Origin of the sequence: Thauera sp. JM12B12, from assembly GCF_039614725.1 — a bacterium.
Lineage (GTDB): Bacteria > Pseudomonadota > Gammaproteobacteria > Burkholderiales > Rhodocyclaceae > Thauera.
In genome coordinates this window covers 3,375,154-3,391,003 of record NZ_CP154859.1, presented here as the reverse complement: position 1 = coordinate 3,391,003, position 15,850 = coordinate 3,375,154, and the positions used below count along the sequence as shown (strand labels likewise).

General features: G+C 67.5%; 15 protein-coding genes and 1 tRNA gene. 13 read left to right on the top strand and 3 right to left on the bottom strand.

Annotated elements, in window-relative coordinates; all coding sequences use genetic code 11:
• Positions 1-7: 7 nt before the first annotated feature.
• A tRNA-Leu gene (locus AAG895_RS15375) sits at positions 8-92 on the top strand.
• A gap of 110 nt (positions 93-202) precedes the next feature.
• On the opposite strand, the gene nhaR is transcribed toward AAG895_RS15375, so the two are convergent.
• The gene (nhaR, locus tag AAG895_RS15370) at positions 203-1,099 is read right to left on the bottom strand and encodes a transcriptional activator NhaR (RefSeq protein ID WP_345792860.1); all 897 of its coding nucleotides are present in this window, start codon (positions 1,097-1,099) and stop codon (positions 203-205) included.
• A gap of 152 nt (positions 1,100-1,251) precedes the next feature.
• Between nhaR and AAG895_RS15365 the strand changes: the two genes are divergently transcribed.
• From AAG895_RS15365 to tilS, 4 genes are all read left to right on the top strand, one after another.
• Positions 1,252-1,599, top strand: coding sequence for an HPF/RaiA family ribosome-associated protein (locus AAG895_RS15365; RefSeq protein WP_345792859.1), 348 nt, complete (start codon positions 1,252-1,254; stop codon positions 1,597-1,599).
• Between the two features lie 118 nt (positions 1,600-1,717).
• Positions 1,718-2,383 (top strand): Bax inhibitor-1/YccA family protein, encoded by a 666-nt coding sequence (locus AAG895_RS15360; protein ID WP_345792858.1) that lies wholly within the window; start codon positions 1,718-1,720, stop codon positions 2,381-2,383.
• A 167-nt stretch (positions 2,384-2,550) separates the two neighbouring features.
• The gene (locus AAG895_RS15355) at positions 2,551-3,516 is read left to right on the top strand and encodes an acetyl-CoA carboxylase carboxyltransferase subunit alpha (RefSeq protein WP_345792857.1); all 966 of its coding nucleotides are present in this window, start codon (positions 2,551-2,553) and stop codon (positions 3,514-3,516) included.
• 30 nt (positions 3,517-3,546) lie between these two features.
• Positions 3,547-4,935, top strand: a complete 1,389-nt coding sequence (tilS, locus tag AAG895_RS15350; protein WP_345792856.1) for a tRNA lysidine(34) synthetase TilS — start codon at positions 3,547-3,549, stop codon at positions 4,933-4,935.
• Positions 4,936-4,980: 45 nt separating this feature from the next.
• On the opposite strand, the gene AAG895_RS15345 is transcribed toward tilS, so the two are convergent.
• The gene (locus AAG895_RS15345; RefSeq protein WP_345792855.1) at positions 4,981-5,586 is read right to left on the bottom strand and encodes a response regulator; all 606 of its coding nucleotides are present in this window, start codon (positions 5,584-5,586) and stop codon (positions 4,981-4,983) included.
• Entirely contained in the window at positions 5,583-7,610 is a 2,028-nt protein-coding gene (locus AAG895_RS15340; RefSeq protein WP_345792854.1) for an ATP-binding protein, read from the bottom strand. Before AAG895_RS15340 ends, AAG895_RS15345 begins: the two co-directional genes overlap by 4 nt.
• A 204-nt stretch (positions 7,611-7,814) precedes the next feature.
• Here AAG895_RS15340 and AAG895_RS15335 point away from each other — a divergent pair, with 204 nt between their 5' ends.
• The 8 genes from AAG895_RS15335 (at position 7,815) to ispG (ending at position 15,832) form a co-directional block, all read left to right on the top strand.
• Positions 7,815-8,819 (top strand): TRAP transporter substrate-binding protein, encoded by a 1,005-nt coding sequence (locus AAG895_RS15335; protein ID WP_345792853.1) that lies wholly within the window; start codon positions 7,815-7,817, stop codon positions 8,817-8,819.
• Positions 8,820-8,895: 76 nt separating this feature from the next.
• A complete protein-coding gene (locus tag AAG895_RS15330; RefSeq protein WP_345792852.1) occupies positions 8,896-9,591 on the top strand; it encodes a TRAP transporter small permease in 696 nt (231 codons plus the stop codon).
• Positions 9,592-9,605: 14 nt separating this feature from the next.
• The gene (locus tag AAG895_RS15325; protein ID WP_345792851.1) at positions 9,606-10,892 is read left to right on the top strand and encodes a TRAP transporter large permease subunit; all 1,287 of its coding nucleotides are present in this window, start codon (positions 9,606-9,608) and stop codon (positions 10,890-10,892) included.
• A 197-nt stretch (positions 10,893-11,089) separates the two neighbouring features.
• Positions 11,090-11,515, top strand: a complete 426-nt coding sequence (ndk, locus tag AAG895_RS15320) for a nucleoside-diphosphate kinase (protein WP_345792850.1) — start codon at positions 11,090-11,092, stop codon at positions 11,513-11,515.
• A 132-nt stretch (positions 11,516-11,647) separates the two neighbouring features.
• On the top strand, positions 11,648-12,778 hold the full coding sequence (rlmN, locus tag AAG895_RS15315; RefSeq protein WP_345792849.1) for a 23S rRNA (adenine(2503)-C(2))-methyltransferase RlmN: 1,131 nt from the start codon (positions 11,648-11,650) through the stop codon (positions 12,776-12,778).
• Complete coding sequence (pilW, locus tag AAG895_RS15310; RefSeq protein WP_345792848.1) at positions 12,775-13,587, top strand: type IV pilus biogenesis/stability protein PilW; 813 nt, start codon at positions 12,775-12,777, stop codon at positions 13,585-13,587. Before rlmN ends, pilW begins: the two co-directional genes overlap by 4 nt.
• On the top strand, positions 13,584-14,561 hold the full coding sequence (locus AAG895_RS15305; protein WP_345792847.1) for a RodZ domain-containing protein: 978 nt from the start codon (positions 13,584-13,586) through the stop codon (positions 14,559-14,561). Before pilW ends, AAG895_RS15305 begins: the two co-directional genes overlap by 4 nt.
• 11 nt (positions 14,562-14,572) lie before the next feature.
• Complete coding sequence (ispG, locus tag AAG895_RS15300; protein WP_345792846.1) at positions 14,573-15,832, top strand: flavodoxin-dependent (E)-4-hydroxy-3-methylbut-2-enyl-diphosphate synthase; 1,260 nt, start codon at positions 14,573-14,575, stop codon at positions 15,830-15,832.
• Positions 15,833-15,850: the final 18 nt, after the last annotated feature.

Sequence of the window (15,850 nt, the reverse complement as noted above, 5' to 3'; positions counted from 1 at the left end):
GTCCCGTGCCGGGATGGCGGAATCGGTAGACGCAGCGGACTCAAAATCCGCCGCCGCAAGGTGTGTGGGTTCGAGTCCCACTCCCGGCACCAGCAGTTCGTCCTGAACTGTTCGGCCGCAGGTTTCGTGCGCCGCGTCGGTCTGTCCCGCGCTGGCCCGCGATTCTGGATTGCCCGCGGCCGAAAATCAAATCACACCCGGGTCACACCAGCTTCTGCTTCGCGGTCGCCGCTTCGCTGATTGCGCGTACGGCCGGGTGCGTCAGCCTGCGTTCGACCGAGATCGCGTAATAGGTCTCCGTGACGCCGGCCGCATCGCCCAGATGCACCATTCCCGATTGCCGGCAGAGCTGCTCGCCCACCAGCGACGCGCTTGGAAAGATGCCCGCGCCAGCCTCCGCGAAGGCGCGCATCAGGGCGCTGTCGTCGAACTCGCCGACGATGCGCGGGCGCAGCCCGGCCGCCTCGATCCAGCGCAGCAAGGGGCCGCGTACGCTGGCCTCCACGCCCGGCAGGAGCAAGGGTGCGCCGTCGAGCGTGGCGGGAAACGTGCCGGAGAGCCGTGCCGCGAGCGCAGGCGTGGCGTAGAAGCCGATCGTCGATTCGCCGAGTGCGTGGCTGAAGCCGCGTACGTCCATGTTGGGCGGCAGCGGACTGTCGGCGAGCACCACGTCGAGCTTGTGGATGGCGAGTTCGCCGAGCAGGGCGTCGAACTTGCCTTCGCGGCAGACGAGCCGCATCGGCTGCGGCAGGTCCATCGACGGCGCGAGCAGCAGCCACGCGATCGCCTTGGGCACCACGTCGGCGATGCCCACGCGGAAGGGCACCGCCCGTCCGGTGGCGCGGCTCTGCAAGGCCTCTTCGAGCTCGCTGCCGATGCGGAAGATCTCCTCGGCGTAGTCCAGCACCATGCGCCCCGTCTCCGTCAGCACCAGCCCGCGTCCCTGGCGCTTGAACAGGCTCACGCCGAGCTCGGTCTCCAGCGTTGCGATCTGGCCCGACAAGGTCTGCGGCGCCAGCCCGGAACGTTCTGCCGCGCGCACGATCCCACCGGCGCGGGCTACGGTCCAGAAGTGGTGTAGCTGCTTGTAGTTGAGCATGTAGGTATCCCCGTTGGCCGTGCGCTTCGATACTTCGAAAAAAACGGATAGAAATTCTGTTGAACTGAGATTTTATCGAACAGTCTGAGCTGTAGTATCCGTCGAGGCACAGGGCCCGACGGTCACTGTGCGACAACAAAAGGAGACTGGACATGCGTATCGACCTGCATTGCGATGGTGTGGAAGCGCCCCCGGGACTGCGTGACTACGTGGCCCGCCGGATGCGATTCGCGATCGGTCGCTTCCGCGACCACATCCAGTGGGCGCGTGTGAAGGTGGCGGACGTCAATGGGCCGAAGGGCGGCGCGGACAAGCGCTGCGTGGTGCAGCTGCGACTGCGCAACCTGCCCGACGTCGTATTCGCGATCACCCAGCTCGAAGTGCGGGCAGCGGTGGATGAAGCGGCCGACCGCGTGGCGCGGGTCCTGGCGCAGCGCGTACGCCGTCACCAGCGCCCCGCGCGCCAGGCTGGCGCTCCGGTCGCCGCGCTGCCGGCCTGACCCCGGCGGTCTCGTCGATCGAAGGCCAGCAGGATTTCTCGGTTAATGGGCGCCACGCCGGCTGGCGTGGCAGGCCCCCAAAACAACTCATCGATTCCCAACAGGAGGACACCTGACCATGGAAAACCGTCTCAGCACAATGACCCGCGCCGAAGCGTCGGTCCTGTCGACCAACAAGGTCATCCGCAACACTTACATGCTGCTGTCGTTGACGCTGGCGTTCTCGGCGCTGACCGCCGGCCTGTCGATGGCGATGGGGGCGCCGCGCCTGGGCATCATCGTCACGCTGCTCGGCTACTTCGGCCTGCTGTTCGCCACCACCAAGTTCCGCAACAGCAGCCTCGGCATCGTGTTCGTGTTTGCGCTGACCGGCTTCATGGGCTTCACGCTCGGCCCGATCATCTCCTCCTACCTGGCGCTCCCCAACGGTAGTTCGATCGTGATGCAGGCGATGGCCGGCACCGCGGCGATCTTCCTCGGCCTGTCCGCCTACGCGGTGACCACCAAGAAGGACTTCTCCTTCATGGGCGGTTTCCTGATGGTCGGCATCCTGGTGGCCTTCCTCGCCGGCCTGGGGGCGATCTTCTTCGAGATTCCTGCGCTCTCGCTGACCGTCTCCGCCGCCTTCGTGCTGCTGATGTCGGGCCTCATCCTCTACGAAACCAGCAACATCATCCATGGTGGCGAGACCAACTACATCATGGCCACGGTGTCGCTGTTCGTATCGATCTTCAACCTCTTCACCAGCCTGCTTCACCTGCTGGGCTTCGCCAGCAACGAGTGATGTCCGCGCCCGCCGTGCGGGTCCAGCGGTCGATCGGGGCGGTTGCCGCAAGGCGCCGCCCCGTTGTCATTGGGTGAGGCCGTCGCTGCGGCGGCGCAGCACGCGCAGCGCGCGCCGGCGGCGCGCTGGCGTTACAATGGCGCACATTTTTGACAGGGAACGGCTGGATGAAAACCTCCTTTCTGGATTTCGAGACGGCGATTGCCGAGCTCGAGGAGAAGATCGACCAACTGCGTTTCGTACAGGACGATCCCGCTGTCGACATCTCCGACGAGATCAAGCGGCTCGAGGCCAAGAGCCAGTCGCTCACCAAGGACCTCTACGCCAAGCTCTCGCCCTGGCAGATCGCCCAGGTCGCGCGCCACCCGCAGCGTCCCTACACGCTCGACTACGCCCAGCTGATCTTCACCGACTTCCAGGAACTGCACGGTGATCGCAACTACGCCGACGACAAGGCGATCGTCGGTGGCCTTGCGCGCTTCAACGGCCAGGCCTGCGTCGTCATCGGCCACCAGAAGGGGCGCGACACCAAGGAGAAGATCGCGCGCAACTTCGGCATGCCCCGCCCCGAGGGCTATCGCAAGGCGATGCGGCTGATGAAGCTGGCCGAGAAGTTCGCGCTGCCGGTGTTCACCTTCGTCGATACGCCGGGCGCCTATCCCGGCATTGGTGCCGAGGAGCGCGGGCAGTCCGAGGCGATCGGCCACAGCATCTACCTGATGTCCGAATTGAAGACGCCGATCATCAGCACCATCATCGGCGAGGGCGGCTCCGGGGGCGCGCTGGCGATCGCGGTCGCCGACCAGGTGTTGATGCTGCAATACTCGACCTACTCGGTGATCTCTCCCGAAGGCTGCGCCTCGATCCTGTGGAAGAGCGCAGAGAAGGCCGCCGATGCGGCCGAGACCATGGGCATCACCGCGGCGCGCCTTAAGTCGCTCAATCTCATCGACCGGGTCGTCGAGGAGCCGATCGGCGGCGCGCATCGCGATCATCGTGCGATGGCGGCCTCGCTCAAGCGCGCGCTTGCCGACGCCTTGCGCGAACTCGAGGTGCTCACCCCCTCGGAGCTCGTCGCGCAGCGCTACGAGAAGCTGATGAGCTACGGTCGCTTCAAGGAAAAGGCGGCCTGACCCGCGTTCGTGCGGCGATGACGGAGGGACGTGTCCGTCCGCGTCGCGCAGGGCGGGGCCGATCGGCAAGCCTTGTGCGTGTGCACGATGGCGCTTGACGAACTCGTCGCGGCGATCGCCGGCGTGCTGCGCGATGCTGGCGTGGGCGCGGAAACGCGCCTGTGCTGCGCTCTTTCCGGCGGAGTCGATTCGGTCGTCCTTTTCGAGGCGCTGCGGCGCTTGCAGCCCGCCCTCGGGTTCGCGCTCTCGGCGGCACATGTTCACCACGGCTTGAGCCCTCACGCGGATGCCTGGGCGCAGGCCTGCGCGCGGCGCTGCGCCGAGGCGGGCGTCGTCCTCACGCGCCTCGATGTCGCCGTCGAGCGCAACCATCCGCAGGGCCTCGAGGCCGCGGCGCGAGCGGCGCGCCATCGCGCCCTGGAGACAGTGGATTGCGACTGGCTGGTGTTCGCCCACCATCAGGACGACCAGGCCGAGACCCTGCTTTTCCGGCTTCTGCGCGGAAGCGGGGTGCGCGGTGCGGCCGCGATGCGCGCGGTGGTGGCTGGCGGCGACGGTCGGCCGGGGCGGCTGCGGCCGCTGCTCGGCGTGCGCCGCGCACGGATCGAGGCCTGGGCCCGGCACCGGGGCCTCGACTGGGTCGAGGACGAGAGCAACGCCGAACTCCACTTCGCCCGCAATGCCATTCGTCATCGCCTGTTGCCGGTGGCGAGCGAGCTTTTCCCCGGCGCGGTGCCCGCGCTGGCACGCGCTGCGGCGCATTTCGCCGAGGCCGAGGACCTGCTCGGCGAGCTTGCGGCGATCGATGTTGCCGCCTGCGGCGGCCCCATGCTGGATCGCCGCAGTTTCCTTGCCCTTGCGCCAGCGCGCCAGGCCAACCTGCTGCGCTGGCTGCTGCAGCGCCGTGGCCAGCCGGCGCCAGCGCAGGCGGTGCTCGACGAAGCGCTGCGCCAGTTGCGCGCGTGCGCGCTCGAGCATGCCCTGCAGCTGCCGCTCGGGGCCTTGGCCTGCTGCGCTTATCGCAACGCGATGTGGCTGGAGCCGCAGGCCGCGCCGCTGCCAGCCCGCCAACGCTGGCAAGGCGAACCGCTGATCGTCTGGGGCAACGCGGCGGTGCGCTTCGAGTCGGCGGTGGGCCAGGGGCTCGACCGCGCGCGGCTCGAGTGCGCCGCCGAGCTGTGGCTGGGAGCGCGGAAGGATGGCATGCGACTGCAGGTCGCGCCCGGGCGGCCGCGGCGGCCCTTGCGCAAGCTCTGTCAGGAGGCCGCCATTCCGGAGTGGCTGCGCGACCGCCTGCCGGTACTGTGGGTCGATGACGAGCCGGCCTGGGTCGGCTGCATCGGCATCGATGCGGCCTTCGCTTGCCCTGCCGGCGAGGCGGGCATCCTGCCGCGCTGGCAGCCGGCATCCGCGGCCTGAGCGTTCCGTCGTTGCGTCGAAGGCTTCGCAACGCTGCGGGCGGACTCAGCTGCGAAGGTTGGTCAGCAACTGGGCGAGCTCCACCGCCGAGCGCACGTCCATCTTGTCGAAGATGCGCGAGCGATGCGCCTCCACGGTGCGCATCGAAATCGACAGGTCGTCCGCGATCACCTTGTTGTATTTGCCCTCGAGGATCAGCTCCATCACCTCGCGCTCGCGCTGGGTGAGGGTGGCGAGCCGCGCCTCGATGGTCTCGCGGCTGGCGGCGGCGCGCTGGCGGTCGCGGTCGGCCGCGAGGGCCTTCTCGACCAGGTCGACGAGGTCGTGATCGTTGAAGGGCTTCTCGATGAAATGGAAGGCCCCCTTCTTGAGCGCCGACACCGCCATCGGCACGTCGCCGTGGCCGGTGATGAAGATGACCGGCAATTCGCAGCCGCGCGCGAGCAGGGCGTCGAAGCACTCCAGGCCGCTCATGCCCTGCATGCGGATGTCGAGCACGATGCAGCCGCGCCAGTCGGGCAGCCAGGCCGCGAGGAAGTTCTCGCCCGACGGCCACGCCCGGCAGGGCACGCCACGCGTCTTGAACAGCCACTCCAGCGCGTCGCGGATGGCTTCGTCGTCATCGATGATGTGAGTGCAGGGGGCGTTCATGCGGTCGGGTCGTCCAGCGGCAGCGACAGGGTGAAGATGGTACCGCCCCCCGCCCGAACTTCGAAGCCCAGGCGGCCATGGTGGAGTTCGGCGATCGAGCGGCAGATGTTGAGGCCCATGCCCATGCCCTCCTGCTTGGTGGTGAAGAACGGCTCGAACAGGCGGGCGGCGATCTCGGCCGGGATGCCTGCGCCGCGGTCGGCGACGGTGACCAGCGCGAAGCGCCCGTCGCGGACGGTGCGGACCTCGACCACGCGGTTGGCGGGCGGGGTGTCGCGCATCGCATCCATGGCGTTGCGCACGAGGTTGATGACGATCTGCTCGATCATCACGGCGTCGGCCTGCACCCGCGGCAGATGCGCCGTGAGGTCGGTGTGCAGCTGCATGCGGCGCTTGCGCGCATCGGCCTCGATGAGGGCGATGGCATCGCGGATGACGGCGTTGAGGTCGAGTGGTTCGCGCTTGGGCTCGGAGCGGCGCACGAAGTCGTGGACCCTGCGGATGATGTCGCCCGCGCGGCGGGCCTGGCGGGCGATGCGCGCGTGGACGTCGAGCAGTTCGCCGCGGTCGATCGGCCGCTCGTCCTGCAGGCGGTTGATGCAGCCCGAGTTGTAGCTGGCGATCGCGGCCAGCGGCTGGTTCAGCTCGTGCGCCAGCGTCGAGGCCATCTCGCCCATGGTGATCAGGCGCGAGCTCTGCTGCAGGCGCTCTTCCTGCTGGCGAGCCTGCTCGCGCGCGCGTTTCTGCTCGGTGATGTCGAGCACCGAGCCCATCCAGCCGGCATGGTGGCCGCTGGCGTCGATGAGCGGGGCCTCGAACACCAGCACGTCCAGGATCTCGCCGTTCTTGCGCCGCAGCCGCACCTCCGTACCCTCGGCGGCGCTGCCGCCGGACATGATCTCGCGGTGCAGCTCGAAGGTCTGCTCCATGCGCTCGGGGTCCCAGTAGGGCATCGGCGGCTTGAGGCCGATGAGCTCGTCCGGCGCGAAGCCGGTCATGCGGCAGAAGGCCGAGTTCACATAGTTGAGCCGCCCGTCGAGATCGCGGGCACGCATGCCGGTGAGCATCGAGTCTTCCATCGCCTTGCGGAAGGCCGACTCGGCGCGCAGTGCGATCTCCGCCTGCTGGCGGCGGGCGAGCTGGCGGCGCAGCTGCATCACGCTCCACACGATGATGCAGGCCAGCAGCACGATCGAGGCGCCGAGCAGCAGCGGGATCCAGCGCGTGTCCGATTTGTAGGCGGTGATCTGCAGCGTGAGACCGTGGCCGGGCGGGTCGAAGGGCATCGAGTACGCGAGCTGCGGGGACAGGGGTGCGACCTTGGACTTCGCGGCGACCTCGCGACCGTCGCCGTCGAGCACGGCGAGCCGGTAGCGCTCGGAAAACCACCACGGCAGCTCGCGCACGACCAGGTCGGTCAGCGAGTAGACCCCGACGATCACGACGGGGAGCGCGTCCTCCGACCAGATCGGCACATGCACCTCGAAATGATGGACATTGCCCATCACCGGGTAGGCGGGTCCGTAGACCGGCCGGCCGACACTTCGCGCAAGGCGGAAGGTGGATTCGCGCAGCGCCGCCAGCGACGAGGCGATGGCGCTGTCCGCGGTGCCCTCTGGCGGCGGGGCCGGAGCGGGGGCGTCGGACTGGGGTGGCATGGCGCCGATCACCCGGCCGTCCGCTGCGAGCCAGAGGATCTGCACCAGGCCGCGCTCCTGGTTGAGCAGGCTGCCCAGGCGGGCTTCGGTCTCGGGCGAGAGCGGTGTGCCCGCGACCAGTTCGCGGCCGATCTCCTGCAGGTGGATCTCGTTGCGATCGAGATGGAAGCGCAGGTTCTGCTCCATCCACAGCACGTCGTTGATCAGCGTGGTGCGTTGTTCGTCGGCGTCGTATTCGCGCGTCAGCCAGACGAGGGCGGCGATGGCGGCGAGGAAGAGCGCCAGGCTCAGATAGGGAAGCTGCTGCAGCCAGCGCTTGCGGGCGGCTGGAGGCGAGGAGGCGTGCGTTTCGGGTCGGCTGGTCATGGCTGCGGAGACCTGCGGGTGGCCGCGGTGGGCGGCGGGTTTGCGGTTGTCACGAATGCGGACATCCACAATAGCAGCCGTACGGGCCCCAAACGATACTGATCCCAGACACAGCGAAACTTATCGCGGTGCCGATAATCCGCCCGGCATTCTCCGGGCGGCAAGAAAACGCCTGGATGCTTTTCTCTCGGAGGAGATATTTTCATGAAGATTCGTGCGCTTCTGATGGGCCTGGTTGCCATGGGGCTGTCCGCTACCGCGGTTGCAGCCGACCCGATCGTGATCAAGTTCAGCCACGTCGTGGCCCAGGACACGCCCAAGGGCAAGGCCGCCGAAAAGTTCAAGGAACTCGCGGAGAAATACACCAGCGGCGCGGTCAAGGTCGAGGTCTACGCCAACAGCACGCTCTACAAGGACAAGGAGGAGATGGAGGCGCTGCAGCTCGGCGCGGTCCAGCTGCTCGCGCCCTCGCTGGCCAAGTTCGGCCCGCTCGGCGTGCGTGAGTTCGAGGTCTTCGACCTGCCCTACATCTTCGATGGCTACGAGGCCCTGAACAAGGTCACCCAGGGTCCGGTCGGCCAGCAGCTGCTCGCCAAGCTCGAGCCCAAGGGCATCAGGGGCCTGGCGTTCTGGGACAACGGCTTCAAGTCCTTCTCGGCCAACACGCCGATCACGAAGCCCGAGGACCTGCGCGGCAAGAAGATGCGCATCCAGTCGTCCAAGGTGCTGGAAGAGCAGATGCGCGAGGTCAAGGCGCTGCCGCAGGTGATGGCCTTCTCGGAGGTCTACCAGGCGCTGCAGACCGGCGTCGTCGATGGCACCGAGAACCCCCACTCCAACCTCTTCACGCAGAAGATGCATGAAGTGCAGAAGCACATGACGCTGACCGACCATGGTTACCTCGGCTACGCCGTGATCACCAACAAGAAGTTCTGGGACGGCCTGCCCGCCGAGATTCGCAGCCAGCTCGACAAGGCGATGGCCGAGTCGACCGTCTATGCCAACCAGATCGCCAAGGAAGAGAACGACAAGGCGCTCGAGGGCGTGCGCGCTTCCGGCAAGACCGAGATCCATACCCCGACCGCCGAGGAGAAGGCTGCCTTCAAGAAGGCCTTCGTGCCGGTGCACAAGAAGATGGAGTCGCGCATCGGTGCGGACCTGATCCAGTCCATCTACAAGGAAACCGGCTTCGATCCGGCCAAGCTCTGATCCAAGCCTCTTCACACCCAGCAGCGCCCGTCTGGCTCGTCATGAGCGACGGGCGTTTTTTCGGGGGAAAACAATCATGAACAAGCTTCTTGACCGCCTCGAGGAGTTCATCATCGGCGCCCTGATGGCGGTGGCGACGGTGGTGATCTTCATCTCGGTTGTACACCGCTACCTGTCCGGCTACGAGATTCCGGTCCTGCAGGACTGGCTGCTCGACATGAACGTCGGCTGGGCACAGGAGTTCTGCATCATCCTGTTCGTGTGGATGGCCAAGTTCGGCGCGGCCTATGGGGTGCGCACCGGCATCCACGTCGGCGTCGACATCCTGGTGAACAAGCTCACCGGCACCTCGCGCGCAGCGCTCATCCAGACGGGCCTGGTGTGCGGCGTGATCTTCACCGGTCTGATCGGCCTCTTCGGCGCGCTCTTCGTGTGGGAGAACGGCATGGCCTACGAGACGCTGAGCCTGTTCGGCCGCGATACCGGCGATTTCTTCGAAGGCCCGACCACGCCCGACCTCGAATGGCCGACCTGGATCGTCTATTCCGCGGTGCCGCTCGGTTCCTTCCTGATGTGCTACCGCTTCCTGCAGGTCATGGTGAGCTTCTCGCGCACCGGCGAACTGCCGACCCACGACCACGGCCACGTCGAAGGCCTGGACGAGGGCGACGACGAGAACGTGCTGCTCGAGGGCGAAGCGATCTCGATCGCCGAGGACATCGAACACACTCGCCGTGGGGCCGACGCCAAGCGTCCTGGCACGGACAACTGAGAGGGGATGACATCATGACCAACACGATTGCAATCTTCGGTCTGCTCGTCGTCCTCATGGCGATCGGCATGCCGGTGGGCGTGGCGCTCGGCCTCACGGTGCTGAGCTTCATGTTCATCTTCACCGACGTGCCGCTGGAGTCGGTGGCGCTCAAGATGTTCACCGGCATCGAGAAGTTCGAGATCATGGCGATCCCGTTCTTCATCCTCGCCGGCAACTTCCTGACCCACGGCGGCGTGGCGCGGCGGATGATCAACTTCGCGACCTCCATGGTCGGCCACCTGCGCGGCGGCCTGGGCATGTCGGCGGTGCTGGCGTGCGCGCTGTTCGCGGCGGTGTCGGGCTCGAGCCCGGCCACCGTGGTGGCGATCGGCTCGATCCTGATCCCGGCGATGATCAAGCAGGGCTACCCGGTGCGCTTCGGCGCGGGCGTGGTCGCTTCGGCCGGCGGTCTGGGCATCCTGATCCCGCCGTCCATCGTCATGGTGATGTACTCGGTGACGACCAACTCATCGGTCGGCGCGCTGTTCATGGCGGGGGTGATCCCGGGCCTGCTGCTGGCCTTCATGCTCGGCCTCACCACCTGGTACGTGGCGCGCAAGAACAACTACCCGGTGATGCCCTCGGTGAGCTGGGGCGAGCGCTTCGCGGCCTTCCGCAAGGCCTTCTGGGGGCTGATGCTGATCGTGGTGGTGATGGGCGGCATCTACTCGGGCATGTTCACCCCGACCGAGGCTGCGGCGATGAGCGCGGTGTACGCCTTCTTCATCGCGGTGTTCGTGTACAAGGACCTGACCTTCAAGCAGATCCCGCGCGTGCTGCTCGATTCGGCGAACATGAGCGCGATGCTGCTGTTCATCATCGCCAGCGCGGTGCTGTTCTCGTTCATCCTGACCAGCGAGCAGATCCCGCAGCGCATGGCCGACGCCATCGTCGCCAGCGGCATGGGTCCGGTCGGCTTCCTGATCGTGGTGAACATCCTGCTGCTGGTGGCCGGTGCGCTGATGGAGCCGTCGTCGATCATTCTGATTCTCGCCCCGATCCTGTTCCCGGTGGCGGTGGCGCTGGGCATCGATCCGATCCACTTCGGCGTGATGATCGTGGTGAACATGGAGATCGGCATGATCACGCCGCCGGTCGGGCTGAACCTGTTCGTCGCCAGCGGCGTCACCAAGGCAGGTCTCACCGAGATGAGCAAGGCGGTGATGCCGTGGCTGTACACGATGCTCGTGTTCCTGATGATGATCACCTACATCCCGAGCATCTCCACCTTCCTGCCCAAGGCGCTGGGCATGATGTAAGCGCTTGGTGGCGTGGCGCAGTATTGCGCTGTGGGAGCGGGCTTGCCCGCGAACGGGGTCGGCGGCCCTGTTCGCGGGCAAGCCCGCTCCCACAGTCGCTTGCAGACGACGCGCATCGGTGTCGCGCGAAACCTGCTAAAATTTCGCGCTTTTTTCTCAACCTCTCGCTTTTTTCAAGCGCAGTCCCGGAGTTTTTCATGGCAATCGAACGCACCCTGTCCATCATCAAGCCCGACGCCGTCGCCAAGAACGTGATCGGCCAGATCTACGCCCGCTTCGAAGCCGCAGGCCTCAAGGTCATCGCCGCCAAGATGGCCCACCTGTCCGAGCGCGAGGCCGGCGAGTTCTACGCCGTGCACAAGGAGCGCCCCTTCTTCAAGGACCTGGTGTCGTTCATGACCTCCGGCCCGGTGATGATCCAGTGCCTGGAAGGCGAGAACGCCATCGCCAAGAACCGCGAGCTGATGGGCGCCACCGACCCGAAGAAGGCCGACAAGGGCACCATCCGCGCCGACTTCGCCGAGTCGATCGACGCCAACGCGGTGCACGGCTCCGACGCCCCCGAGACCGCCGCCGTGGAAGTGGCTTTCTTCTTCCCGGGCATGAACGTTTACTCGCGCTGAGCGGTCCGTTCCAACGGCCCGTCGCGCACGCTTCGCGGTGCCTCCCGCACCGCGCGCGGCGTGTGCGGGCCGTTTGCATTACGGTCAGGCCGTTTTTCGCGGCCTCCGCCTTGAATGAGTGAAGTTTCAGGCATGAGCACTTCAGAGAAGGTCAATCTGCTCGACTTCGACGTCGATGGCCTCGTCGCCTGGTTCGCCGGGTTGGGCGAGAAGCCGTTCCGCGCCCGCCAGGTGATGCGCTGGATGCATCACGAGGGCTGTGACGACTTCGACGCGATGACCGACGTCGCCAAGTCGCTGCGCGCGAAGCTGAAGGACATCGCGGTGATCCGCCCGCCGGTGCCGGTACGCGATTCGATCTCGGCCGACGGCACGCGCAAGTGGCTGCTCGACGTGGGCAACGCCAACGCCGTCGAGACCGTGTTCATCCCCGAAACCCACCGCGGCACGCTGTGCGTGTCCTCGCAGGCCGGCTGCGCGCTCGACTGCGCGTTCTGTTCGACCGGCAAGCAGGGCTTCAACCGTAACCTGAGCGCGGCCGAGATCATTGGCCAGCTGTGGCTGGCCAACAAGCTGCTGGGCGCCGCGCGCGATGCGGCGACCGATCTGGAGGCCGGCGAGAAGGACAACGGCCGCATCATCAGCAACGTGGTGATGATGGGCATGGGCGAGCCGCTGGCCAACTTCGACAACGTCGTCACCGCGCTGCGCCTGATGCTCGACGATCACGCCTACGGCCTGTCGCGCCGCCGCGTCACCGTGTCCACCTCGGGCATCGTGCCGGCGATGGACCGCCTGCGCGAAGAGTGCCCGGTGGCGCTGGCGGTGTCGCTGCACGCCTCCAACGACACGCTGCGCGACCGCCTGGTGCCGATCAACCAGAAATACCCGCTGCGCGAGCTGATGGCGGCCTGCCAGCGCTACCTCGAGCGCGCGCCGCGCGACTTCGTCACCTTCGAATACGTGATGCTCGACGGGGTGAACGACAGCGACGCGCACGCCCGCGAGCTCGTCGCGCTGGTGCGCGACACGCCGTGCAAGTTCAACCTGATCCCGTTCAATCCCTTCCCGAATTCGGGCTTCCTGCGCTCCCCGGCGGAACGCATCCGCCGTTTTGCCGGTATCCTGATTGACGCCGGCATCGTCACCACCACGCGCAAGACGCGCGGCGACGATGTCGACGCGGCCTGCGGTCAGCTCGCGGGCCAGGTCCAGGACAAGACCCGACGTACGGTCCGCCTGAAACAGGTCACGGAGGAATGAGGATGATGCATCGCCCGCTACTGTTGTCGATGACACTTGCAGCCGCCCTGCTCGCGGGCTGCGCGACCGTGCCCGGTGGCGAGCCGGGCGCCGCATCGACGGTCAGCCGGCCGATGTCGGACATCACGCCCGCGACGCCCGCCGATGCGCGCGCGCGCGTCCATGTCGATCTCGGCATGGCCTATTTCGAAATCGGTCGCTATGACGTCGCCCTCGACGAGGCGCGCATCGCGCTCAACGACAGCGCCAGCTACGCGCCGGCCTTTCATCTGCTCGGCCTTGCCTACATGCTGATCGAGGAGAGTGCCGCCGCGCGCGAGAACTTCGAGCGTGCGTTGCGCGAGGCACCGGGCGACCCCGACTTCAACAACAGTTACGGCTGGTTCCTGTGCACCCAGGGGCAGGAGCAGCAGGGGCTGGAGCGGCTCGCGATCGCGGCGCGCAATCCCTACTACCGCCACCCGGGGCGCCCGTTGACCAACGCCGGCCTGTGCTATCTGCGGCTCAAGGATGACGCTGCCGCCGAAGTGCAGTTCGCACGCGCGGTGGCGGCCGATCCTGCCAACGCCCTGGCGCTGTACCAGCTTGCCGACATCGCCTACCGCGGTGGCCGCTACGATCAGGCGCGCACTCATCTGATCCGCCTTCACCAGCAGCTCAACCCTTCGGCCGCCTCCGTCTGGCTGGGGCTGCGTACCGAGCGCCGGCTCGGCAACCAGGACGCGGAGGCAAGCTACGCCTCGCAGCTGCGGTCCCGGTTCGCCGAGTCGGAGGAATATCAATTGTTGAATCAAGGGAAGTTCGAGTGAGCAGCACGCAGTCCGAGAATTTCGCTGCCGTGGCCGATGCGCCGCCCTCGCCGGGTGTGCAACTGCGTCGGGCGCGCGAGGCACGCGGGGAGTCGATCCACGAGGTCGCCTTCGCCCTCAAGCTCGCCCCGCGCCAGGTCGAGGCGCTCGAGCAGGACGACTTCGCGGCACTGCCCGGCATGGCCTTCGTCCGCGGCTTCCTGCGCAACTACGCGCGCTACCTCGGGCTCGATGCCGGGCCGCTGCTCGCCGCGGTCCAGCGCATGGGTGGAGAGGGTTCGCCCGACCTGTCGCCGATCCGCAATGCCGATGGCGATCTGCCCTCGGGCGGCGGTGGGCGCAGTGGCAGTTTTCCTGCCGGGGCGGTCGTCCTCGTGCTGCTGGTGCTGCTGGGCACGGGGTGGTACTTCGACTGGTTCCGTACCGAGCCTGCCGCGAGCGTCGAGACCGCGCTCGAGCCGGCGCCGAACTTCGCGCCCGCGCCGGTGCAGCCGGTCGAGCCGCCCGCCCTCATGGTCCCGATCACGACGCCCGAATCCGCCCCGGCTGTGGCGGGCGAGGGCGCCGAACCCGGTGTGGCCGCCGAGGCCGGCGCGCCGTCACCGGCGAGCCCGCCGCCGGATGGTGCAACGCCCGCACAGCCGGCCGCGCCCGCAAGCGCCGCTGCGGTCGACGCCGCGGCGGTTTCCGCGCAACCCGAGCCGGTCGAACCGGCCGCCACGCCGGCGGTCTCGGCCGCCGGCCAGCTCAGCTTCCGCTTTGGCGGCGATTCCTGGGTCGAGGTGCGCGACGCCGCCGGTGCCATCCTGTATTCGGGCACCAACCGCGCCGGCAGCACGCGCACCGTGCAGGGCACGGCGCCGTTCGCACTGGTGGTCGGCAACTCGGCCAACGTCACGCTCGAGCATGACGGCAAGCCGGTGGATCTGGCTGCGCACACCCGCGGCTCCGTCGCTCGATTCACGCTCCGCTGATGACCGAACCCATGACCCTGCAACACGAACCCGCCCCGATCGAGGCCCGTCCGCTCGCGCGCCATCGCACCCATGAAGTCCGCGTCGGCAAGGTGCGCATTGGCGGCGAAGCCCCGGTGGTGGTGCAGTCGATGACCAACACCGACACCGCCGACGTGCTCGCCACCGCGATGCAGGTCGCCGAGCTTGCCCGCGCCGGCTCCGAGATCGTGCGCATCACGGTCAACAACGAGGCCGCCGCGGCCGCGGTGCCGAAGATCCGCGACCGCCTGCTCGCGCTCAACATGGACGTGCCGCTGGTCGGCGACTTCCACTACAACGGCCACAAGCTGCTCACCGACTTCCCGGCCTGCGCCGAGGCGCTCGCCAAGTTGCGCATCAACCCGGGCAACGTCGGCGCCGGCCGCAAGCGCGACCCGCAGTTTGCCGCCATCGTCGAGCTCGCCTGCCGCTACGACAAGCCGGTGCGCATCGGCGTGAACTGGGGCAGTCTCGACCAGTCGGTGCTCGCCCGCATCATGGACGCCAACGCCAAGCGTGCCGAGCCGCGCGACGCCGGTGCGGTGATGCGCGAGGCGCTCGTCGTGTCCGCGCTCGAATCCGCGGCCAAGGCCGAGGAGTACGGTCTGGGCCGTGACCGCATCATCCTGTCGGCCAAGGTTTCCAGCGTGCAGGACCTGATCGCGGTGTACCGCGACCTCGCCCGCCGCAGCGACTACGCACTTCACCTGGGGCTCACCGAGGCCGGGATGGGCAGCAAGGGCATCGTCGGTTCCACCGCCGCGCTCGCCGTGCTGCTGCAGGAGGGCATCGGCGACACCATCCGCATCTCGCTCACGCCGGAGCCCGGCGGCAGCCGCACCCAGGAGGTCGTGGTCGCGCAGGAGATCCTGCAGACCATGGGCCTGCGCGCCTTCACCCCGATGGTCACCGCCTGCCCGGGCTGCGGCCGCACCACCAGCACCTTCTTCCAGGAACTCGCCTCCGGCATCCAGGACTACGTGCGCGCGCAGATGCCCGTATGGCGCGAGCAGTACGACGGCGTCGAGAACATGACGCTGGCGGTGATGGGCTGCGTGGTCAATGGGCCGGGCGAGAGCAAGCACGCGAACATCGGCATCTCGCTGCCGGGTACCGGCGAGACCCCGGCCGCGCCGGTGTTCGTCGACGGCGAGAAGGTCGTGACCCTGCGCGGCGACAACATCGCCGCCGAGTTCAAGGCGATCGTCGACAACTACGTCGCCACCAAGTACGTGAAGAAGGGCGCCTGAGCGCCGCAACGAACAACG